23 protein-coding genes are annotated in these 22,047 nt (G+C 67.5%); 12 read left to right on the forward strand and 11 right to left on the reverse strand.

Translation table 11 applies throughout. The annotated features are described in order from the left end of the window. The first annotated feature begins 88 nt into the window (after positions 1-88). Positions 89-397, forward strand: a complete 309-nt coding sequence (locus tag HWX14_RS34290; protein WP_124680765.1) for a DUF3761 domain-containing protein — start codon at positions 89-91, stop codon at positions 395-397. A 169-nt stretch (positions 398-566) separates the two neighbouring features. Then, the gene (ettA, locus tag HWX14_RS34295) at positions 567-2,234 is read left to right on the forward strand and encodes an energy-dependent translational throttle protein EttA (RefSeq protein WP_175886537.1); all 1,668 of its coding nucleotides are present in this window, start codon (positions 567-569) and stop codon (positions 2,232-2,234) included. Between the two features lie 130 nt (positions 2,235-2,364). On the opposite strand, the gene HWX14_RS34300 is transcribed toward ettA, so the two are convergent. The 4 genes from HWX14_RS34300 to HWX14_RS34315 form a co-directional block, all read right to left on the reverse strand. After that, on the reverse strand, positions 2,365-2,988 hold the full coding sequence (locus HWX14_RS34300; RefSeq protein ID WP_126359507.1) for an HAD-IA family hydrolase: 624 nt from the start codon (positions 2,986-2,988) through the stop codon (positions 2,365-2,367). Then, the gene (locus tag HWX14_RS34305) at positions 2,985-3,536 is read right to left on the reverse strand and encodes a cysteine hydrolase family protein (protein WP_011546544.1); all 552 of its coding nucleotides are present in this window, start codon (positions 3,534-3,536) and stop codon (positions 2,985-2,987) included. Before HWX14_RS34305 ends, HWX14_RS34300 begins: the two co-directional genes overlap by 4 nt. A 78-nt stretch (positions 3,537-3,614) precedes the next feature. Next, complete coding sequence (locus HWX14_RS34310; protein WP_175886538.1) at positions 3,615-5,429, reverse strand: aminopeptidase P family protein; 1,815 nt, start codon at positions 5,427-5,429, stop codon at positions 3,615-3,617. 18 nt (positions 5,430-5,447) lie between these two features. Continuing rightward, positions 5,448-5,702 (reverse strand): hypothetical protein, encoded by a 255-nt coding sequence (locus HWX14_RS34315; RefSeq protein ID WP_175886539.1) that lies wholly within the window; start codon positions 5,700-5,702, stop codon positions 5,448-5,450. A 171-nt stretch (positions 5,703-5,873) separates the two neighbouring features. Between HWX14_RS34315 and HWX14_RS34320 the strand changes: the two genes are divergently transcribed. From HWX14_RS34320 to HWX14_RS34350, 7 genes are all read left to right on the forward strand, one after another. Beyond that, the gene (locus tag HWX14_RS34320) at positions 5,874-6,638 is read left to right on the forward strand and encodes a response regulator transcription factor (protein ID WP_175886540.1); all 765 of its coding nucleotides are present in this window, start codon (positions 5,874-5,876) and stop codon (positions 6,636-6,638) included. 26 nt (positions 6,639-6,664) lie between these two features. Further along, positions 6,665-7,963, forward strand: a complete 1,299-nt coding sequence (gene hemA, locus HWX14_RS34325) for a glutamyl-tRNA reductase (RefSeq protein ID WP_175886541.1) — start codon at positions 6,665-6,667, stop codon at positions 7,961-7,963. Positions 7,964-8,056: 93 nt separating this feature from the next. Beyond that, positions 8,057-9,139: a peptide chain release factor 1 gene (gene prfA / locus HWX14_RS34330; protein ID WP_175886542.1), complete on the forward strand. Its 1,083-nt coding sequence runs from the start codon at positions 8,057-8,059 to the stop codon at positions 9,137-9,139. 7 nt (positions 9,140-9,146) lie between these two features. Further along, the gene (gene prmC, locus HWX14_RS34335) at positions 9,147-9,989 is read left to right on the forward strand and encodes a peptide chain release factor N(5)-glutamine methyltransferase (RefSeq protein ID WP_175886543.1); all 843 of its coding nucleotides are present in this window, start codon (positions 9,147-9,149) and stop codon (positions 9,987-9,989) included. Between the two features lie 67 nt (positions 9,990-10,056). After that, positions 10,057-10,368, forward strand: coding sequence for a Grx4 family monothiol glutaredoxin (grxD, locus tag HWX14_RS34340; RefSeq protein ID WP_006477066.1), 312 nt, complete (start codon positions 10,057-10,059; stop codon positions 10,366-10,368). A gap of 23 nt (positions 10,369-10,391) precedes the next feature. Further along, on the forward strand, positions 10,392-10,988 hold the full coding sequence (locus HWX14_RS34345) for a UbiX family flavin prenyltransferase (protein WP_175886544.1): 597 nt from the start codon (positions 10,392-10,394) through the stop codon (positions 10,986-10,988). A 204-nt stretch (positions 10,989-11,192) separates the two neighbouring features. Beyond that, the gene (locus HWX14_RS34350; protein ID WP_175886545.1) at positions 11,193-11,984 is read left to right on the forward strand and encodes a class III extradiol ring-cleavage dioxygenase; all 792 of its coding nucleotides are present in this window, start codon (positions 11,193-11,195) and stop codon (positions 11,982-11,984) included. A 114-nt stretch (positions 11,985-12,098) separates the two neighbouring features. Here the strand turns inward: HWX14_RS34350 and HWX14_RS34355 are convergent, their stop codons facing one another. Continuing rightward, positions 12,099-13,697 (reverse strand): APC family permease, encoded by a 1,599-nt coding sequence (locus HWX14_RS34355; protein WP_175886546.1) that lies wholly within the window; start codon positions 13,695-13,697, stop codon positions 12,099-12,101. A gap of 419 nt (positions 13,698-14,116) precedes the next feature. Here HWX14_RS34355 and HWX14_RS34360 point away from each other — a divergent pair, with 419 nt between their 5' ends. Then, the gene (locus HWX14_RS34360; RefSeq protein WP_006477070.1) at positions 14,117-14,320 is read left to right on the forward strand and encodes a cold-shock protein; all 204 of its coding nucleotides are present in this window, start codon (positions 14,117-14,119) and stop codon (positions 14,318-14,320) included. Positions 14,321-14,431: 111 nt separating this feature from the next. Here HWX14_RS34360 and HWX14_RS34365 read toward each other — a convergent pair whose 3' ends face one another. The 3 genes from HWX14_RS34365 to HWX14_RS34375 all read right to left on the reverse strand — a co-directional run bounded on the left by HWX14_RS34365 (position 14,432) and on the right by HWX14_RS34375 (position 17,915). Further along, positions 14,432-15,682 (reverse strand): Hsp70 family protein, encoded by a 1,251-nt coding sequence (locus HWX14_RS34365; RefSeq protein WP_175886547.1) that lies wholly within the window; start codon positions 15,680-15,682, stop codon positions 14,432-14,434. Positions 15,683-15,869: 187 nt separating this feature from the next. Beyond that, entirely contained in the window at positions 15,870-16,475 is a 606-nt protein-coding gene (locus tag HWX14_RS34370) for a nitroreductase family protein (RefSeq protein ID WP_074801443.1), read from the reverse strand. Between the two features lie 156 nt (positions 16,476-16,631). Further along, a complete protein-coding gene (locus tag HWX14_RS34375; RefSeq protein ID WP_175886548.1) occupies positions 16,632-17,915 on the reverse strand; it encodes an MFS transporter in 1,284 nt (427 codons plus the stop codon). A gap of 219 nt (positions 17,916-18,134) precedes the next feature. Between HWX14_RS34375 and HWX14_RS34380 the strand changes: the two genes are divergently transcribed. Together HWX14_RS34380 and HWX14_RS34385 are read left to right on the forward strand one after the other, a co-directional pair. Next, positions 18,135-18,755, forward strand: a complete 621-nt coding sequence (locus HWX14_RS34380) for a TetR/AcrR family transcriptional regulator (RefSeq protein WP_175886549.1) — start codon at positions 18,135-18,137, stop codon at positions 18,753-18,755. A 76-nt stretch (positions 18,756-18,831) separates the two neighbouring features. Then, entirely contained in the window at positions 18,832-19,404 is a 573-nt protein-coding gene (locus tag HWX14_RS34385; RefSeq protein ID WP_175886550.1) for a DUF1415 domain-containing protein, read from the forward strand. Between the two features lie 58 nt (positions 19,405-19,462). On the opposite strand, the gene HWX14_RS34390 is transcribed toward HWX14_RS34385, so the two are convergent. The 3 genes from HWX14_RS34390 to HWX14_RS34400 all read right to left on the reverse strand — a co-directional run bounded on the left by HWX14_RS34390 (position 19,463) and on the right by HWX14_RS34400 (position 22,042). Beyond that, positions 19,463-20,353, reverse strand: a complete 891-nt coding sequence (locus tag HWX14_RS34390) for an SAM-dependent methyltransferase (RefSeq protein ID WP_175886551.1) — start codon at positions 20,351-20,353, stop codon at positions 19,463-19,465. 89 nt (positions 20,354-20,442) lie between these two features. Next, positions 20,443-21,576 (reverse strand): class I SAM-dependent methyltransferase, encoded by a 1,134-nt coding sequence (locus HWX14_RS34395; protein ID WP_175886552.1) that lies wholly within the window; start codon positions 21,574-21,576, stop codon positions 20,443-20,445. A 133-nt stretch (positions 21,577-21,709) separates the two neighbouring features. Further along, entirely contained in the window at positions 21,710-22,042 is a 333-nt protein-coding gene (locus tag HWX14_RS34400) for a YegP family protein (RefSeq protein WP_175886553.1), read from the reverse strand. Between the last annotated feature and the right edge of the window lie 5 nt (positions 22,043-22,047).

Below are 22,047 nucleotides of genomic sequence, written 5' to 3' on the forward strand. Positions count from 1 at the left end.
TACCCGGCGCCGATCCGCTAACATGCGGCGCGGGCGATCGGCTCGCCATCGCCCGACCTCGATAACAACGAACCGAACGAGAGAGACCATGCGTGCCCTGCTCCGCCGCGCGACCCATGTCGCGACCCTGTCCGCCGCGCTGTTCGTCGCGGGCGCCGCATTGCCCCCTTCCGCGCACGCCTACCGCGCGCCGCCCGGCTACGGCAACGAAGCCGATCTCGACCGTCACGACACGTATCGCAACCGCGACGGCGAAACCGTGCATGCGCCCGCGCATTCGAAATCGGGCCGCGTGCCGGACGGCGCGAGCGCGCGTTGCCGCGACGGCACGTACAGCTTCAGCCGCCACCGGCGCGGCACGTGCTCGGGGCACGGCGGCGTGGCCGCGTGGCTGTGAGCGCGGGTCGGCCGAATGGCCAGCGCCGCGCCAGCGGCAGCCGGCGGCGAAGTACAATACGCGCTCGCACCGCCGCGCCCCGCGCGGCACGCTCCGTACCGAATCCCGACGCCGCCACGCCCGCGCGCGCTGCGCGGCAGTCTCAACCACTTCTGACTTTCACACCGAAATGGCCCAATACGTTTTCACGATGAACCGGGTCGGCAAGATCGTGCCGCCCAAGCGCCAGATCCTGAAGGACATCTCGCTGTCGTTCTTTCCCGGCGCGAAGATCGGCGTGCTCGGCCTGAACGGCTCGGGCAAGTCGACGCTGATCCGCATCATGGCGGGCGTCGACAAGGACATCGAGGGCGAAGCCACGCCGATGCCGAACCTGAACATCGGCTACCTGCCGCAGGAACCGCAGCTCGACCCGACGAAGACCGTGCGCGAAGCCGTCGAGGAAGGCCTCGGCGACCTGTTCCAGGCGAACAAGAAACTGGAAGAAATCTACGCGGCTTACGCCGAGCCGGACGCCGACTTCGACGCGCTCGCAGCCGAGCAGGCGAAGTATGAGGCGATCCTCGCGTCGAGCGACGGCGGCAGCCCCGAGCAGCAGCTCGAAGTGGCCGCCGACGCACTGCGCCTGCCGTCGTGGGACGCGAAGATCGAGCATCTGTCGGGCGGTGAAAAGCGCCGCGTCGCGCTGTGCAAGCTGCTGCTCGAAAAGCCCGACATGCTGCTGCTCGACGAACCGACCAACCACCTCGACGCCGAATCGGTCGACTGGCTCGAGCAGTTCCTGGTGCGCTTCCCGGGCACCGTCGTCGCGGTCACGCACGATCGCTACTTCCTCGACAACGCGGCCGAATGGATTCTCGAACTCGACCGCGGCCACGGCATTCCGTGGAAGGGCAACTACAGCAGCTGGCTCGACCAGAAGGAAGAGCGGCTGAAGCAGGAAGAAGCGTCGGAATCGGCACGCCAGAAGGCGATCAAGAAGGAACTGGAGTGGGTGCGCCAGAACCCGAAGGGCCGCCAGGCGAAGTCGAAAGCGCGTATCGCGCGCTTCGAGGAGCTGAGCAGCCAGGAATACCAGAAGCGCAACGAAACGCAGGAAATCTTCATTCCGGCCGGCGAACGCCTCGGCAATGAAGTGATCGAGTTCAAGAACGTCAGCAAGTCGTTCGGCGACCGCCTGCTGATCGACAACCTGAGCTTCAAGATCCCGGCCGGCGCAATCGTCGGCATCATCGGCCCGAACGGCGCCGGCAAGTCGACGCTGTTCAAGATGCTCACCGGCAAGGAACAGCCAGATTCGGGCGAAGTCGTGATGGGCCCGACGGTGAAGCTCGCATACGTCGACCAGAGCCGCGACGCGCTCGACGGTTCGAAGACGGTGTTCGAGGAAATCTCGGGCGGCGCCGACGTGCTGACGGTCGGCAAGTACGAAACGCCGTCGCGCGCGTACATCGGCCGCTTCAACTTCAAGGGCGGCGACCAGCAGAAGGTCGTCGGCAACCTGTCCGGCGGCGAACGCGGCCGCCTGCACCTCGCGAAGACGCTGATCTCGGGCGGCAACGTGCTGCTGCTGGACGAACCGTCGAACGACCTCGACGTCGAAACGCTGCGTGCGCTGGAAGACGCACTGCTCGAGTTCGCGGGCTCGGTGATGGTGATCTCGCACGATCGCTGGTTCCTCGACCGGATCGCGACGCACATCCTCGCGTTCGAAGGCGATTCGCAGGTCACGTTCTTCGACGGCAACTACCAGGAGTACGAAGCCGACAAGCGTGCACGCCTCGGCGAGGAAGCCGCGAAGCCGAAGCGCCTGCGCTACAAGCCGATCAGCCGCTGACCGGCGCGGCCCGGGCGCCCGGCGCCGCGATCACGCGGGGCCGGTGCCGAAGCGGGCCGCTTCCGGAACGGCACAACGAAAAAGCGGGCTCATAGCCCGCTTTTTTTCCGCCTGGCGCTCGCTCCGCCGCTTACACCAGCGCGCCCAGTTCACGCAGCCGCGCTTCGGTCGCCGCCGCGCTCGTGTGATGAATGCCGTGCCAGCCGAGCGCCGTCGCAGCCGCCGCGTTGTGCGCGTTGTCGTCGATGAACACGAGCTCGTGCGGCGCGATGCCGGGCAGGTGCGGCTCGATCCGCGCATGCATCTCGCGGTAGATCGCCGGATCGGGTTTCACGAGCTTCACGCGGCCCGACACGACGATGTCCTTGAAGCGGCGCAGCACCGGGAAGTTGTCCCATGCATACGGAAACGTCTGCGCGGACCAGTTCGTCAGCCCGAACAGCGGCATCCCCTGTGCGTCCAGCCGGTCGACGAGCGCCGCGCCCTCGTCGAGCACGCCGCCGATCATCTCGTGCCAGCGCGCGTAGAACGCGCGGATCAGCGCTTCGTGCTCCGGAAACTTCGCGACGAGTTCGGCCGTGCCTTCCTCGATCGTCTGCCCGCCGTCCTGGCGGACCACCCAGTCCATCGCGCACACGTGCGTGAGGAACCAGCGCCGCTCGGCGGCATCGGGAATCAGTTCACGGTACAGGTACTCGGGACTCCAGTCGATCAGCACGCCGCCGAAATCGAACACCACTGCCTTGATCGTCATGCGAACTCCGTGGCGAGCACGTCCGCGAGCGGACGCGGCGTCACCGCGTTGCCCGACAGCGAATTGTTGTTCCAGATGAAGTGATGGTGCGCGACGATCTGCGCCGCCGACAGGTGGGCGCGCTCGTTCGTCGTGTGCAGGTCGGACACGACGGTCGTCCGGTAGCCGAGCAGCGCGGCACGGCGCGCGGCCGAATCGACGCAGAACTCGGTCGCATAGCCGCAGATCAGCACCGAACGGATGCCGTGGCGATCGAGCTGCGCCGCGAGCGGCGTGTCGTGGAACGCGTCGCTCGCCTGCTTGCGCACGCGCCAGTCGTCGCGACCGACGACCAGCCCTGCGTGCAGTTCCCAGCCCGGCGTGCCGGGCACGACGTCGTCGTCCGCGTCGCCGTCGTGCTGCACGAAGCACACCGGCGCGTTCGCCGCGCGCGCCGCCGCCGTCAACCGGTTGATGCCCGACACCACGTCGTCGAGCCGGTACGCGGGCTGCGCCCGCTCCACCAGCCCGCGCTGCATGTCGACCACGATCACCGCAGTGTCCGCCATTGCTTGCCCTCGTCGTTATTGTCCGGCCGTCGTTCGGTCGTTACCGGATCGCTTATCCGGCCGCTACCGCGCGTTGCGTCAGATCGGCTGCGTGCGCGCGTCGAGCCACGCCTTCGCGTCGCCGCTCACGTGCCGGCCGACGCGCTCGCGCACCGTCGCGTGATATGTGTTCAGCCACGCGCGCTCTTCGTCGTGCAGCATCTCGATCAGCACACAGCGCGTGTCGATCGGGCACAGCGTCAGCGTCTCGAACGCGAGGAAATCGCCGAATTCCGTCTTCCCGGCCGCCCGGTTCACGACCAGGTTCTCGATCCGGATGCCCCACTGGCCCGGACGGTACACGCCCGGCTCGATCGACGTGATCATCCCCTCTTCCATCGCCGTGTACGGCTCGGCCGGCGCGTAGTGCGAAATCACCTGCGGCCCTTCGTGCACGTTCAGGAAGTAACCGACGCCATGCCCGGTCCCGTGGCCGTAGTCGAGCCCGGCCGCCCACATCGGCGCACGCGCGATCGCGTCGAGCATCGGCGAGCGGATGCCGCGCGGGAAGCGGGCGCGCGACAGCGCCATCATCGATTTCAGCACGATCGTGAAATCGCGCCGCTGCAGGTCGCTGACGGTGCCGACCGGCACGACGCGCGTGATGTCGGTCGTGCCCGTCATGTACTGGCCGCCCGAATCGATCAGCAGCAGGCCGTCGCCGGCGATCGTCGCGTGCGACTCGCGCGTCGCGTGGTAGTGCGGCATCGCGCCGTTCGCGTTGAAGCCGGCGATCGTCGCGAAGCTCGCCGACACGTAGCCGGGGCGCCGCGCGCGCGCGGCCGTGAGCTTTTCCTCGATCGTCAGTTCGGTGATCGTCTCGCGGTTCACCGCCTGTTCGAACCACGCGAAGAATTCCGCGAGCGCGGCGCCGTCGTGCTCCATCGTCACGCGCACGTGCTCGATCTCGGCGGAAGTCTTGCGCGACTTCGCGAACGTCGACGGATTCACGGCCTCGACGAGCTTCACGCCGGCCGGCACGGCCTCGAGCGTGCCGAACGTCACGCGGCGCGGGTCGATCAGCAGCGTCGCGCCGTCGGGCAGCGCCGCGAGCGCCGCACGCGCCGCGTCGTAGGCGCGGACCTCGACGCCATCCTGCGCGAGCGACGCGGCCAGCGCCGGCGGCACCTTGCCGTCGGCGATGAACAGCGTCGCGCGATCGGCGCCGATCATTGCGTGCGCAACGAACACCGGATTGAAGTTGACGTCGGCGCCGCGCAGGTTGAACAGCCACGCGAGATCGTCGAGCGTCGACACGAAATGCCACTGCGCGCCCTGCGCATGCATCGCACGGCGCACGTCGGCCAGCTTGCTCGCGCGCGTCGTGTCGGCCTGCGGCGCCACGTGCTCGAACACCGCGTCGGCCGGCAGCCCCGGCCGCTCGGGCCAGATCGCGTCGAGCAGGTCGACGTCGGTACGCAGCGCGATGCCGCGCGCGCTCAGCGCGGCCGTCAGCCCGCGCGCGGCCGCGACGCCGAGCACGGCGCCGTCGACGCCGACCGTCGCGCCGGCCGCCACGTTCTGCGCGAGCCAGTCGACGTGCGGGGCGCTCTGCTGCCCGCCCGTCATCTTCATCAGTTGCACGCCCGTGCCCGCCAGTTCGGCGTCGGCCTGCACCCAGTAGCGGCTGTCGACCCACAACCCCGCGAAATCCGCGGTCACGACCAGCGTGCCGACCGAGCCCGTGAAGCCCGACAGCCAGCGGCGCGCCTGCCAGCGTTCCGGCAGGTATTCGGACAGATGGGGATCGGCGGACGGCACGAGATAGGCGGCCAGGTTCTCGCGGGCCATGGCGCCGCGCAGCAGCGCGAGACGGGCCGGCACCGGCGAGACTTCGGGGAGACGGGCATTCATGATTTCACCTGAGAGCATTCAGCGACGGGCCGACAGCGCGACCGTCACGGCTACGGCGAGGAACGCGACGCCGGTGCAGACCGGCCATTCGAGCGTCTCGCCATCGTAAAACAGTCCCGAGAGATTGCCGGCCATGCGGGCGGCGGCCGCGCCCACGATGCCGACGAGCACCGCGATCCACCACGCCGGCCGGCTCGTGCGCCGCATCGGATGCAGCCAGCGGCCGAACAGCCCGACGGCCGCTCCCAGGACAAGGATTCCAAACCAGTTCATTCAACGCCTTCTATAAATTCGGATTCGTCCCATAGGCGTGAACATTGCCAGCGGCTAGCATCGATTCATCCATCGAACCCGAGACCAGCCGGGCGCCGCGAACGTTCGAGTTTAGGGGCCGACTCGACGTTATGGCAAGCGCACACCGGCTGCCGTATTGAAGAAATCGTCATGCGAATCGCTCTGATCGATCCGGAGTCGCGCCATACCGCACTCCTGAACCGCCTGCTCTTCGCGGGCGGTCATGTGTGCCATGCGTTTCCGTCCAGCACCGCCTTCTTCGAGTGGCTCGCCGCCGACAACACCTGCGACATGCTGGTCACCGGCCACTGGGCCGGCGACCGGCCGGCGCAGGAAGTCATCCCGCGCGCGCAGGCGATCCTGCCCGGGCTGCCGGCCATTGCCATGATGCAGTCGGCGCGCGAAAGCGAAATCGTGTCGTGCCTGCACGCGGGCGCCGACGATTGCCTCGTGCGCCCCGTGAGCGGGCCCGAGTTTCTCGCGCGCGTCAACGCACTGAGCCGGCGCGCCGGCGTACGGCGGGCGCCCACCCGCTCGCGCGAAATGTATGGCGAATACGCATTCGACGCGACGCATTGCCTCGTGCGTTTCGGCGACGCAATCGTTTCACTCACGCCGAAGGAGTTCCGTTTCGCGCAGTTGCTGCTCACGAACGTGGCGCGGCCCGTGTCGCGCGCCCATATCCTCGAAACGGTATGGGGCCGCCGCCGCGACATGAAGTCGCGCACGCTCGACACGCACGCGTCCCGGCTGCGCAGCAAACTGCAGCTGCTTCCGGAGCGCGGCTACCGGTTGTTGCCGCTCTACGGCTTCGGCTATCAGCTCGATCGCGTGCCGATCGAGCCCCCAAATTCGCGGCCCCGCCACGCCGATGCCCGGTATGCAGCGAGTGAGGAAATCGCTGAAACGCTATAATATGGGGCTAAACGATAGCCCTCGATATGCAACTCCTCACGATCGGAATCAACCACCACACTGCGCCTGTCGCCCTGCGCGAACGCGTGGCGTTTCCGCTCGAGCAAATCAAGCCGGCTCTCGTCACGTTCAAGAACGTGCTTCTCGGCCCGCAGGCGCCCAATACGCCCGAAGCGGCGATCCTCTCCACCTGCAACCGCACCGAACTGTATTGCGCGACCGACGATCGCGCGGCCCGTGAAGGCGCGGTCCGCTGGCTGTCGGAGTATCACCGGATTCCGGTCGACGAACTCGCGCCGCACGTCTATGCGCTGCCGCAGTCGGAAGCGGTCCGGCACGCGTTTCGCGTCGCGTCCGGCCTCGATTCGATGGTGCTCGGCGAAACCCAGATTCTGGGCCAGATGAAGGATGCCGTTCGCACCGCGACGGAAGCGGGCGCGCTCGGCACCTATCTGAACCAGCTGTTCCAGCGCACGTTCGCGGTGGCGAAGGAAGTGCGCGGCACGACCGAAATCGGCACGCAGTCGGTGTCGATGGCCGCCGCCGCGGTGCGCCTCGCGCAGCGAATCTTCGAAAAGGTGTCGGATCAGCGCGTGCTGTTCATCGGCGCCGGCGAAATGATCGAGCTGTGCGCGACGCACTTCGCCGCGCAAGGCCCGCGCGAACTCGTCGTCGCGAACCGCACGGCCGAACGCGGGCAGCGGCTCGCCGAACGCTTCAACGGCCGCGCGATGCCGCTGGCCGACCTGCCCGCCCGCATGCACGAGTTCGACATCATCGTGTCGTGCACCGCGTCGACGCTGCCGATCATCGGCCTCGGCGCGGTCGAGCGTGCGGTGAAGGCGCGCCGTCACCGGCCGATCTTCATGGTCGACCTCGCGGTGCCGCGCGACATCGAGCCCGAAGTCGGCAAGCTGAAGGACGTGTTCCTCTACACCGTCGACGATCTCGGCGCGATCGTGCGCGAAGGCAATGCATCGCGCCAGGCCGCGGTCGCGCAGGCCGAAGCGATCATCGAGACGCGCGTGCAGAATTTCATGCAATGGCTCGACACGCGCAGCGTCGTGCCGGTGATCCGGCACATGCATACGCAGGCCGACGCGCTGCGCCGGGCCGAAGTCGAGAAGGCGCAGAAGCTGCTCGCGCGCGGTGACGATCCGGCTGCCGTGCTCGAGGCGCTGTCGCAGGCGCTGACCAACAAGCTGATCCACGGCCCGACGAGCGCGCTCAACCGCGTCAACGGCGCCGATCGCGATTCGCTGATCGACCTGATGCGCGGCTTCTACCAGCACGCACCGCGCTCGAACGACCAATCCGGCCACTAGCGCCGGCCGGTCGCCCTGCCGCCGGCCGGTCGTTGTCCCGCCGCCGGCCTATCCTTTCCGAATACCCCTTGCCCGGGAGCGTCGCTCCACACCATGAAGACGAGCATGCAACGCAAGCTCGACCAGCTGTCCACACGGCTGGCCGAACTGAACGACCTGCTGAGCCGCGAAAACGTCACGGCCGACCTCGACCAGTACCGCAAGCTGACGCGCGAACATGCGGAACTCGGCCCGGTCGTCGAGCAATACGCGTTATGGCGCCAGGCGCGCGGCGACGAGACGGCCGCGCAGGAGTTGCTCGCCGATCCGTCGATGCGCGATTTCGCGGAAGACGAAATCCGCAGCGCGCGCGAGGGCATGGCGCGTCTCGAGACCGAGCTGCAGAAGATGCTGCTGCCGAAGGATCCGAACGACGACCGCAACATCTTCCTCGAAATCCGTGCGGGCACCGGCGGCGACGAATCGGCGCTGTTCGCGGGCGACCTGCTGCGCATGTACCTGCGCTTCGCGGAACGCCAGCGCTGGCAGGTCGAAATGATGTCGGAGAGCGCGTCGGACCTCGGCGGCTACAAGGAAGTGATCGTGCGGATCGCGGGCCAGGGCGCGTATTCGCGCCTGAAGTTCGAATCGGGCGGCCATCGCGTGCAGCGCGTGCCGGCCACCGAGACGCAGGGGCGCATCCATACGTCCGCGTGCACGGTCGCCGTGATGCCGGAAGCCGACGAGATCGGCGAGGTCGAGATCAATCCGGCCGACCTGCGCATCGACACGTTCCGCGCGTCCGGCGCGGGCGGCCAGCACATCAACAAGACCGATTCGGCGGTGCGCGTCACGCACATTCCGACCGGGATCGTCGTCGAATGCCAGGACGATCGCTCGCAGCACAAGAACAAGGATCGGGCGCTGAAGGTGCTCGCCGCGCGCATCAAGGACAAGCAGTATCACGAACAGCACGCGAAGGAAGCGGCGACACGCAAGAGCCTGATCGGCTCCGGCGACCGCTCGGAGCGAATCCGCACGTACAACTTCCCGCAGGGCCGGATGACCGACCACCGGATCAACCTGACGCTGTACCGGCTCGAGGCGATCATGGACGGCGATCTCGACGAACTGATCGGCGCGCTCGTCGTCGAGCACCAGGCCGAGCTGCTCGCGTCGCTCGGCGAAGCCGACTGAGGCCGCGATGCCCGACACCACCGCCGACGCGCTGCTGCGCGCATCGCCGCTCGACCCGGTCGATGCACGCGTGCTGCTCGCGCATGCGCTCGGCTGGACCCGCACGCAACTGATCACGCGCGGCGACGCGCCGCTCGACGCCGCCGCGATCGAACGCTATCGCGCGCTCGAAGCGCGTCGTGTCGCCGGCGAGCCCGTCGCGCAACTGGTCGGGATGCGCGAATTCTTCGGTCGCCCGTTCGACGTGACGCCTGACGTGCTGATCCCGCGCCCCGAAACCGAACTGCTCGTCGAAGCCGCGCTCGACGCGATCGACGGACGGCCGCACGCAGCCGTGCTCGATCTCGGCACCGGCAGCGGCGCGATCGCGGTGTCGATCGCGGCCGAGCGCCCCGATGCGCGCGTCTGGGCGCTCGACCGTTCGCCGGCCGCGCTCGCGGTCGCGCAACGCAATGCCGGCAAGCTGCTCGACGCGCGGCGCCCCGGCGGCCCGCTGCACTGGCTGCAGAGCGACTGGTATGCGGCGCTCGATCCCGCGCTCGCGTTCGACGCGATCGTCAGCAACCCGCCGTACATCGCGCAGCACGATCCGCACCTCGCACAAGGCGACCTGCGTTTCGAGCCGCGCGGTGCGCTCACCGACGATGCCGACGGCCTCAGCGCGATCCGCACGATCGTCGCGGGCGCCGGCGCGTATCTGAAACCGGGCGGCACGCTGTGGATCGAGCACGGCTACGACCAGGCCGAAGCCGTCCGCGCGATACTGGCGTCACACGGCTTCGTCGCGGTCGAATCGCTCGCCGATCTCGCCGCCATCGACCGCACGACCGGCGGCCGCCTGCCGGGCTGATGCCCGGCCCGCCCGGTTGAAATCCGCTATCATTTCGATCTAACGCCCCGCAAACGCAAGGTCAGTCATGGACACCCAACAACGTATCAAGCAAATCGTCGACGAAAACCAGGTCGTGCTCTTCATGAAGGGCAACGCGCAATTCCCGATGTGCGGCTTCTCGGGCCGCGCCGTGCAGGTGCTGAAGGCCTGCGGCGTCGACCAGTTCAAGACGGTCAACGTGCTCGAGGACGACGAAATCCGCCAAGGGATCAAGGCATTCTCGAACTGGCCGACCATCCCGCAGCTCTACGTGAAGGGCGAATTCATCGGCGGCTCGGACATCATGATGGAGATGTACCAGTCGGGCGAACTGCAGCAACTGTTCGCCGCCGCGTAACACGCGGCACCCGCCCCCTTTCGATGGCATCTCCCAGCGCGCCGCCGCGCCGGCTGATCGTCGCGATCACCGGCGCCACCGGCGTGATCTACGGTGTGCGGCTGCTCGACCTGCTGCGCGCCGCCGGCGGCGTCGAAACGCACCTGCTGATTTCGAACGCCGGCTGGCTCAACATCCAGCATGAACTGAAGCTGCCGAAGGCCGATGTCGAAAGCCGTGCGGACGTCGTGCATTCGGTGCGCGACGTCGGCGCGACGATCGCGTCGGGCTCGTTCGCGACCGACGGCATGGTGATCGCGCCCTGTTCGATGAAGACGCTCGCGAGCGTCGCGCACGGGCTGTCCGACAACCTGATCACGCGCGCGGCCGACGTCACGCTGAAGGAACGTCGCCGTCTCGTGCTGATGGTGCGCGAAACGCCGTTCAACCTCGCGCATCTGCGCAACATGACCGCCGTCACCGAAATGGGCGGCATCGTCTTTCCGCCGCTGCCCGCGTTCTACGCGATGCCGAAGACGATCGAGGAACTCGTCGACCAGACCGTCACGCGCGTGCTCGACCTGTTCGCGCTCAGCGCGCCGCTCACGACGCCATGGGCCGGTATCCGGCACACGCAGTAACACCCCCCTTCTCCGCACATCTGCGCCGAACTGAGCGGCAACTCAGTCGATTTCCCGTCTTCCGATGGATGCAAAGCCGCAGCCGATCGTGCTCCATTGTGAGCATTATCAACAAACAAGCGTCAATCAAATTCCAAAGCACGGATTTATCAATGCACGGTACGCGCCTATAGTCACAGGCAAACCCTTTCGCAGGTCACCACCATGAACCGCTTGCCTTCGCTGTACCTGTCTCACGGCGCCCCGACGCTGCCGATCGACCCGACGCTGCCGTCCGGCGCGTTCACCCACCTCGGCGCCGAACTGCCGCGCCCGCGCGCAGTGCTGATGCTGTCCGCACACTGGGGCACGCAACAGCCGGTCGCGAGCGTGGCCGCCCATCCGGACACGATTCACGACTTCTACGGTTTCCCGCAGGCGCTGTACGACATCCGCTATCCGGCGCCGGGCGCGCCCGACGTCGCCGAGCGCGCGGCCGCGCTGCTGAACGCGGCCGGCATCGCGACCGCGACGACCGAACACGGGCTCGATCACGGCGCGTGGGTGCCGATGCTGCTGATGTTTCCGGAAGCCGACGTGCCGGTCGCGCAACTGTCGATCCAGCCGCGCGCGGACGCCGCGCATCATTTCGCGCTCGGTCGCGCGCTGCGGCCGCTGCGAGACGAAGGCGTGATGGTGATCGGCTCGGGCCAAATCACACACAACCTGCGCGCCGCCGATTTCGGCGCGGCGCCCGAGGATGCGGACCCGCGCGTCGCGGAATTCACCGACTGGTTCGAGGCGAAACTGGCCGCGCGCGACGTCGACGCGCTGCTCGACTACCGCCGCCAGGCGCCGCACGCGGCGCTGATGCATCCGACCGACGAGCATCTGCTGCCGGTCTTCACGGCGCTCGGCGCAGCGGACGACGACTACCGGCTCGGCATCCAGTCGCTCGGCACCTACCAGCGCGTGCTCGCGATGACGAACTACGTGTTCGCGAGTGCCGGCGCCTGAACCCGGACGGCGGCGCAACCGCCGAACCAGCAAAAAGCCCGCCCGAGCATCGCGCTCGGGCGGGCTTTTTTGCGCTGCATCCTGCCGCCGCCGAATCCGGCGACAGGTCAGGCGTCAGGCACCGATCCCTTCGAGGATCTCGTCGTGCGACTCGCGCTCGTCGAGATACTGTGTCCGGTAACCGGTATTCACGCCCCAGAAGTAGAACACCAGCGAGATCGCCGCGACGATCAGCATGTCCCAGCCATACGGCAGATAGCCGTGACCGCCGAATTCCTTGCTGCCGATCAGCGACAGCACGGCCATCGTCGGCAGGTACGCGACCAGCCACCATGCGGCCTTCAGGTCGGCGCCCCAGCCGGTCCAGCCCGACTTCGCCTGGAAGTAGAAATACACCGGCAGCGCGACGATCATCAGCAGGATGATTTCGCCCGTCAGCGGCCACTTCGCCCAGTACAGGATCAGCGACGCGCACACGAACGCGAATGGGGCGATCAGCTTCATCAGCGGAATCGACAGCGGACGCTCGATGTCGGTCGCCGAACGGCGCAGCGCCATCAGGCTGATCGGGCCGGTCAGGTACGAGATCACCGTCGCGACCGAGATCACCGCCGCGAGCGAGCTCCAGCCGCGGAAGAAGAACAGGAACACGAACGACACGAGCAGGTTGAACCACATCGCCTGACGCGGCACGCCGTAGATCGGGTGCACGTTGCCGAACATCTTCGGCATCGTGTTGTTGCGCTCCATCGCGTAGATCATGCGGGTGGTCGTCGCCATGTAGGTCGTACCGGTGCCGCTCGGGCTGATGAACGCGTCGACATACAGCAGGATCGCGAGCCAGTTCAGGTTCAGCGCGATCGCGAGTTCCGCGAACGGCGACGAGAAGTTGAAGTGCGCCCAGCCCTTCGCGACGTCGGCCGGATTCACCGAGCCGATATAGGCCATTTGCAGCAGCACGTAGATCACGAGCGCGAGCAGGATCGACGTGATCACCGCGAACGGCACGCTGCGTGACGGATTGCGCGCTTCGCCGGCCAGGTTCACCGGGCTCTGGAAGCCGTTGAACGCGAACACGATGCCGCTCGTCGCGACCGCGGTCAGCACGGCCGACCAGCCGTACGGCGCGAAGCTCGCATTCGATGCGACGCCGAGGTTCTCCGAGTGGAAGCTCGTCAGCATCAGGCCGAGGATCGTGAGGCCGGGGATCAGGAACTTGAAGATCGTGATCGCGGTGTTCGCCCGCGCGAAGGCCTTGACGCCCCAGTAGTTCAGCATGAAGTAGATGACGACCAGCACGGCCGACAGCAGCAGGCCGAGGGTCTGCAATTCGCCGTTCACGAACAACGCGTGCGCCCACGGATACGGCCATGTGCTCATGTACTGGATCGACGCTTCGGCCTCGATCGGGATCACGGATACGATCGCGATCCAGTTGGCCCATGCACTGATGAAACCCACCAGCGAACCGTGCGAGTAGCGCGCGTAACGCACCATGCCGCCCGACTCGGGGAACATCGCGCCCAGTTCCGCATACGTCAGCGCAATCGCGAGAATCACGACGGCGCCGATGATCCATGCGCAGATCGCCGCCGGACCGGCGATCTTCGCGGCTTTCCAGGCACCGAACAGCCAGCCCGAGCCGATAATCGAACCCAGCCCCGTCAGCATCAATGCAAACGGGCCGATGTTCCGTTGAATAGAACTCTTCACATCCTCTCCTGTGTCTCAAAAAGCATGGTCGGCTTGCGGTCCGGGATCGGCTCGGACAGCACCGCGCACGCATTCTTGGGGGGAGGGTTACCCGATCGGGGCAACCCGTCCACGCGGCGCGTAGTTTAACGGTTGCACCTCGAACGTGGCGCCAAAATCGATCGCCCCCTACAAAAAAGTCGCATCGCTTGCAAGCTTTGTAAACCTGATCTCCGCAATAACCCTGAGAGCACGGGAATACGGTTGACCGTCAGACGGATTAGCCGTATAAAGGACTTCGCAGGATTTCAAGCGGCGAGTGAATTGGTTCTTTCGTAGTTCGCCCATCAACGGTACTCCGGTTGGTCCTATTACCCCTTCCTTGATTTTCCGCACCCCATGGGCCTCGGCCCCGTTTTATTTTTTTAGGAACAAGTAACATGGCAACCGGTACCGTCAAGTGGTTCAATGACGCAAAGGGCTTCGGCTTCATCACCCCGGAAGGCGGCGGCGACGATCTGTTCGCGCACTTCTCGGAAATCCGCGTCGAAGGCTTCAAGACGCTGCAAGAAAACCAGAAGGTTGAATTCGAAGTGAAGACGGGCCCGAAGGGTCTGCAAGCTGCGAACATCCGTCCGGTCTAAGCTGGCGCGATCATTCGTGTAAAAAAGCCCCGCTTCGGCGGGGCTTTTTGTTTTTGGGCGCCGGTCGGTCGATCGTCCGTCCGGCTTGGCGGCCCTTCAGCCGTCGCCCATTCAGCCGAACAATCGCTGCGCGTGAATGCCGAGACCCGTCGCGACACTCGCGAGGCGATCGCCGAACACCGGCTGCGCATCGGGGAACGCGCCGGCGAGCGCGCCCGACAGGAACGCGAGCCCCGTCGAACCGCCGGTGAAATACAGCGCACCGACATCGCGCGGCGCCACGCCCGCGAGCCGCACCGTCTCACGCGCGGCGTCGACGATGCGCGCGGTATCGTCGCGGCTCGCGTCGACGAGGCGATCCGCGTCGAATGCGATCAGCAAGTCTTCTTCCACGTCGTTCAGGTCGATCATCGTCTCCCCGCCCGCCGCGACGCCGATCTTCGCTTCTTCCGCGCGCGCCATCAGCGCGTGCCCCAGCCGCTGCTCGACCACGCTCGTGAGCCGGTCGTACTGCCGCACATCCTGGTACAGGTGCTTCATCAGCTTCAGCTCGCCGACGCGCTTCGGCGTGTAGACGGTATTGATCAGGTGCCAGGTCGCGAGATCGAAGTAGATCTTGTTCGGCAGTTCGCGCCCTTCCGGGTCGAGCGAACGGTAGCCGAATGCGGGCAGGATCGCCGCCAGTTCGACACGCCGGTCGTAGTCGGTGCCGGCGACGTGCACGCCGTGGTGCGCCAGCACGTCGTCCTTGCGCTCGAGCCGCGCCATCCGCTCCGGCCCGACACGGACCAGCGAGAAGTCGGACGTGCCGCCGCCGATGTCGGCGACGAGCACGAGACGCTCGGCCGGCTGGCGCGACTCGTAGTCGAACGCGGCGGCGATCGGTTCGTACTGGAAGTGAACGTCCGCGAAGCCGACCGATTGCGCGGCCGCCTCGAGCTGATCCTGGGCAAGACGGTCGGCGCGCGGATCGTCGTCGACGAAGAACACCGGCCGGCCGAGCACCGCGCGGCCGATCGGCGCGCCCGCGCGCGCTTCGGCCTTGCGCTTCAGGTGGGTCAGGAAGCGCGCGATGATGTCGGTGTACGCGATCGCGCTGCCGTCGCCGAGATCGGTCGTCGTTTCCGCGAGCGGCGAGCCAAGGATGCTCTTCATCGAGCGCATCAGCCGGCCGTCGAAGCCGTCGATATAGGAGGCCAGCGCCGCCCGGCCGTATTCGACCGTCTCTTCGTCGTTGTTGAAGAAGATCGCGGTGGGCAGCGTCAGATGGTCGCCCTCGACGGGCGCGAGGCGCATGCCATCGCCGTCGGGCAGCGCCACGGCGGAATTGGACGTGCCGAAATCGATCGCGCAGTAAGTCATGGGAAATTGCCGCAGCAGGGCCGGCGCGAAAACGGAAAGGACGGGCTTTTTAACATGAAGCCCGCGCGATCACAACCGGGGGCGGCCACCGGGGCCGCGCAACGGGCGCCGGGGCGACGGCGCGCGGCGTGGCGCGCCGGAAACAGGCGCGGACAGGATGCGCGACGCAGCCTGCCCGCCCGCGGGGTCAGGCCGCCGCGTCGAAGCTCTTCTTCCACGCCCCCGCGTAGACGACTTCGCCGATCGCATGGCGCGTGCGCGGCGCCTTCTCGCGATCGCGCAGCACGGGATCGAGCTTGTCGACGTTGCCGTAGTGGCCGAGCGAGATGATCGACGCGATCGCGACGTCCGCCGGAATCTCGAACGCATCACGGAACGCCTTCGCGTCGAACCCGCTCATCTGGTGCGCGGCGAGGCCGAGCGCGTGCGCCTGCAGCACCAGCGACATCGCGGCGGCGCCGGCGTCGTACAGCGCGGTCGGCGCCGGCTCGCCCTTCGGCGTCAGCGTGTGCGCGGTGACCGCGATCAGCACCGGCGCCGGTGCATTCCAGCCCTGGTTGAACGGCACCAGCGTCGCGAACGCGCGTTTGAACGCGTCTTCGTCCTGGGTGCGATCGAAGACGATGAAACGCCACGGTTGCGCGTTGTACGCGGACGGGGCCCAGCGTGCCGCTTCGAGCACCGCGTGGAGATCGCCGGCGCTGACGGCTTCATCCGAATACGCGCGGGGGCTCCAGCGGCCCGCGATCAGATCGTGAATCGAAACAGTGGTGGGAGCAGGTTTGACAGACATGCGGTTCCTCGCTGACATCGATGAAGGGGCGCGAACGCCCGGCAAACCGCAAGCATACCCGCTTGAGCGGCGGCGCGCCCGATCCTGCCGCGCTATGCAAATCTCCGTGCGTGCAATGGCCGGCCGCGGCGTGTGCGGCCGGCCGATCCGCCCCGATCAGGCGGCCTGCGCGGCCGCGCGTGACGGGCCGCGGTTGATCCGCAGCACGATCAGCGCGCCGATGATGCACAGCCCGCCCGAGATCATCGACGCGATCGTGTAGGTGCCGAGGCTCGCGCGCAGCAACCCCGCGCCGAGCGCCGCGAATGCCGCGCCGAGCTGGTGGCCGGCGACGATCCAGCCGAACACGACCGGCGCCGCGGCCTTGCCGAATACGTCGGTCGCGAGCCGTACGGTGGGCGGCACGGTCGCGATCCAGTCGAGCCCGTAGAACATCGCGAACAGCGGCAGCCCGAAGAAATCGATCCCGAACGCGTGCGGCAGGTAGATCAGCGACAGCCCGCGCAGCCCGTAATACCAGAACAGCAGCACGCGGTTGTCGTAACGGTCGGACAACCATCCCGACAGCGTCGTGCCGAACAGGTCGAAGATGCCCATCGCCGCGAGCAGCGACGCGCCCTGCACTTCGGTCATCCCGTAGTCGCTGCACATCGCGATCAGGTGCGTGCCGACATAGCCGTTGGTGCTCGCGCCGCAGATGAAGAAGCTGAAGAACAGCAGCCAGAAGTCGCGCGAGCGGCTCGCCATCAGCAGCGTGCGGAACGCGACCGCGAGCGGGTTCTCCTTCGTCGCGTCGGGCGCGGGCGGCGCATCGGCCGGCTCGCCGTACGGGCGCAGCTGCACGTCGGCCGGCCGCTCGGGCAGCAGGAACGCGACGAGCGGAATCACGATCGCGGCCGCCACCGCGACGACCAGCACGACCGGCCGCCAGCCGTGGCGCTGCGCGATCGCCGCGAGCATCGGCAGGAACACGAGCTGGCCGGTGGCCGTGCTCGCGGTCAGGATGCCCATCACGAGGCCGCGCCGCGCATGGAACCAGCGCGTGACGAAGGTCGCGGACAGCGTCAGCGCGACGACGCCCGTCGAGCAGCCGACCATCAGCCCCCAGATCACGACCATCTGCCAGCTCTGCGTCATCATCGACGACAGCGCGACGCCCGCGCTCATCGTCACGAGCGCGGTGAGGATCGTCGGACGCAGCCCGAAGCGCTGCATCGCGGCGGCCGCGAACGGGCCCGTCAGGCCGTATAGCGCGATGTTCACCGAAATCGCCAGCGAAATCGCCGCGCGGCTCCAGCCGAGCTCGCGTTCGAGCGGCACCATCAGCACGCTCGGCGTCGCGCGCGTGCCGGCCGCCGCCAGCAGGATCAGGAATACCACCGCCGCCGCGAGCCATCCGTAATGGAAGCGCCCGCCGATTCGTGTCACTGCCCAGTTCATCTTCGCGTTCTCCAGTTGGCGGCGCCGGCACCTTCGCGCCTGCTCCGCCCCGACCAGGCCACCTCCGCCGCGCATTTCAACATCGGCTGACCCGGGCCGACGCTTGGCATTCGTCTGTCGATCCGGCCGCGATTGTTACCGACCGGTCACAACTGTGTTGCGATCGTAGTTACCAGTCGGTAACATGTCAAGCAATCCATTACGTAGTCGAGGGTCATCATGTCGGGCATCGAGGTCGCCAAACCGCTGGCGCGGCGCACGCGCCGGCCGATCGACGGCGCCACCGCGCAGGAGCATCTGCTGCGTGCCGCCGAGGAGCTGTTTTACAGGGAAGGCGTGCGAACGGTCGGCGTCGAGGCGGTGGTGGAGCGCGCGGGCGTCAACAAGATGAGCCTGTACCGCCAGTTCTCGTCGAAGGACGAGCTGATCCTCGCGTATCTGGAACGGATGGACGCGTGCTTCTTCGAGCGGCTCGACACGAGCGCCGCGAAGCATCCGGGGCAGCCGAAGGCGCAGTTGATCCAGTACTTCGTCGATCTCGCCGAGCGCGCGACGCAAAAAGACTATCGCGGCTGCCCGTTCGTCAACGTCGCCGCCGAATTCCCGGATGCGTCGCATCCGGCGCGCGAACGCGTCGCGCAGAACAAGGAACAGCTGATGAAACGACTCGTCGCGCTTTGCGAAGGCGCCGGCGCGCGACAGCCGCAGGCGCTCGCCGATGCGCTCGCGCTGGTGGTCGAAGGGATCTACGCGGCGAGCCAGACCTACCGGCACGGCGAAACGCCGATCGGCATCGCGCCCGCGCTCGTCACGCAGCTGATCGAAGCGGCCTGCGCGTGACGGGCCCCGCGCGTTCGCCGGCGGCGCGCCCGCTACAATGCGGCCCTCGCCGCCCTTCCGCCCGACTGGTATCACGATGACCGACGCCCGCCCCGACTCGCACGACGACATCCTCGCCGCCACGCGGCACTGGCTCGCGCGCGCGGTGATCGGGCTCAATCTGTGCCCGTTCGCGAAAAGCGTCTACGTGAAGGAACAGGTGCGTTACGCGATCAGCGAAGCGACGACGCTGGAAGACGCGCTCGCCGACCTCGAAACCGAGCTGCGCACGCTGGAAGCGGCGGACCCGCAGCAGGTCGATACGACGCTCGTGATCTACCCGCACGCGTTCGCCGATTTCGTCGACTACAACGATGCGCTGTTCTTCGCCGAGCGGCTCGTGCAGCAGTTGCGGCTCGACGGCGTGCTGCAGATCGCGAGCTTCCATCCGCAATACCAATTCGACGGCACCGAACCCGACGACATCGAGAACTACACGAACCGCGCGCCCTACCCGATCCTGCACCTGCTGCGCGAGGACAGCATCGCGCGCGCGGTCGACGCGTTCCCGGACGCGTCCGCGATCTACGAAAGGAATCAGGAAACGCTGCGCCGCCTCGGCCACGAAGGCTGGCGCGAATGGATGCGCCGGCCGGGCGACGACGTGTGACACGGCGTGCAACGGGCGCGGCGCGGGCGCCATGCCCGTACGTCCGTGCAGCCGCGCGTCAGCCTTCGGCCGGCTCGACGGCGTCGCCGCCCGCCGCGGCGGTTTGTGCGACGAAGAAGCGCTCGTTCAGCTCGGCGAGCCCGAACATCCCGAGGATCTCGTTCAACCGCTCGCCGGGCTTGCGGCGCGGCAGGTTCTTGTACTGCGCGATGATCAGCTCGTTCTTCATCGAATGCTCCCAGCCGACCAGCTCGGTCACGCTGACCTGGTAGCCGTGCGCCTCGAGCTGCAGGCAGCGCAGCACGTTGGTGATCTGGCTGCCGAATTCGCGCGTATGCAGCGGATGCCGCCACACCTCGGTCAGCGCATTCGCGAGCGACTTGCCCTTGTTCTTGCGCAGCACGCCCGCGACTTCCGCCTGGCAGCATGGCACCAGCACGATGTGTTGCGCGCGCTTCGCGAGCGCGAAGCGGATCGCGTCGTCGGTCGCCGTGTCGCACGCATGCAGCGCGGTGACGACGTCGACCGTGTCGGGCAGCTTCGGCGACGTGATCGAATCGGCGACCGACAGGTTCAGGAACGACATGCCGCCGAACCCGAGCCGCGCGGCGAGCTCGGTCGAGCGCGTGACGAGTTCCTCGCGCGTCTCGATCCCGTACACGTGCGACGCGAACGCCGGCGTGCCGTGCCCCGGCTGCTGCTTGAAGAACAAGTCGTACAGGATGAAGCCGAGATACGACTTGCCGGCGCCGTGATCGACGAGCGTCACGTGGCCCTTGTCGGCCTGCACGCCGGCGAGCAGCGGCTCGATGAACTGGAACAGGTGATAGACCTGCTTCAGCTTGCGGCGGCTGTCCTGGTTCAGCTTCCCGTCGCGGGTGAGGATGTGCAGTTCCTTCAGCAGCTCGATGGACTGCTCCGGGCGGATTTCGTGGGTCTTGTTCGACATCGGGAAGCGCCGCCGGGCCACGGTCGGTCGACCATGGCCCGGCGGCGGAAATTCGTGAGGAATGGCGGTAGTTTACCGAAAATACGCGGTCAGGCCCGGGCGCCGAGCCGCCACAGGGACGTGACCTCGGCGCGGCGCGCCGCATGCAGCGGATCGTCGGCATCCGTCGACTTCGGATGCGCGGGGCGGATGTCGTCGCGGCCGAGCACGACGAGGCCGGCTTCGTCGATCCATTGCAGCAAAGTGTCGCGCGGCCGCAGCCCGAGATGCTCGGCGAAATCGGACAGGATCAGCCAGCCCTCGCCGCCCGGCTCCAGATGCGCGGCCAGCCCCGCGAGGAAACCGCGCAGCATGCGGCTGTCCGGGTCGTAGACCGCGTATTCGATCGGCGCGCTCGGCCGGGCCGGCACCCACGGCGGGTTGCAGACCACGAGCGGCGCACGGCCGGGCGGAAACAGGTCGGCCTCGACGATCTCGACCTGGCCCGCATGACCGAGCCGCGCGACGTTCTCGCGCGCGCAGGCGAGCGCGCGCGGATCCTGGTCGGTCGCGACGATGCGCTCGACGCCGCGCGCGGCGAGCACGGCCGCCAGCACGCCGGTGCCCGTACCGATATCGAACGCGAGCGACGTCGCCGGCAGCGGCGCACGCGCGACGAGCTCGACGTATTCGCCGCGCACCGGCGAGAACACGCCGTAGTGCGGATGGATCGGCGCGCCGCCAAGCGCCGGGATCGGCACGCCTTTCTTGCGCCATTCGTGCGCGCCGACGAGGCCGAGCAGTTCGCGCAGCGACACGACCGACGGCGCGCCGCCGGGGCCGTACGCCTCCTCGCAGGCCGCCCGCACGTCGGGCGCGCGGCGCAGCGGGATCGCGTAATCGGCGTCGAGCGGGATCAGCAGCATGCCGAGCGTGCGGGCGCGCTGCGATTGCGCGAGACGATGCAGGTTGAATGCTTCGACGCCCGCTGCGGCTTTCGCCTTCTTCGGCTTGCGTTCGACACGGCGCGCCATCGCCTGCACGAGCTGGCGCGCATTCTGGAAGTCGCCCTGCCAGACGAGCGCGGTGCCCTCGCAGGCGAGGCGGTAGGCCGCGTCGGCGGTGAGGCGGTCGTCGGCGGGCACCGCGCGCTTCGGCGGTTGCACGCCGGCTTCGGAGCGCCAGCGCACGGCATGATCGACGCCGTCGGCGTCGGTCCAGTGGAAAAGGGGGAAATCGGTCACGAACTCGGTACGGTTGGCTTCAACGGCGGCGAGAATTCACCGCGCGGCCCACACCATACCGCGCTTTGCCCGACCCGGCAAAACAGGCGCCGCGACGGCCGCCCGAAAGCGTTCGTCGCGGCGCAACCGTCGATCAGCCGAGATCGACGGTTTCCGCAACGGGCGCATCGCGCTTGACGGCCGCGATGCCGTTCTCGCGCCCTTGCACGGTTTTGTACGTCTCGCTCGTGCCGATGATCTGGTGGTTGGCTGCCTTCAGATTGAACATCGGTTCACCGTTGTGCGCGAGCTTGCGCTCGTAGCGCGCGTCCAGCGGCGCGTTTTCCCGCACGGACGCGATCCCGTTTCTCGCGCCGCTTTTCTCTTCGTACCGCTCGCTCGCGAGGATGATCTCGCCGTTCGCCGACTTCAGGTGGAAGTAGTACTGGCCGTTCACGGCCTTCTTGAGCTCGAATTTTGCCGCCATGGATT

Source organism: Burkholderia sp. BCC0044, assembly GCF_902832955.1.
Taxonomy (GTDB): domain Bacteria; phylum Pseudomonadota; class Gammaproteobacteria; order Burkholderiales; family Burkholderiaceae; genus Burkholderia.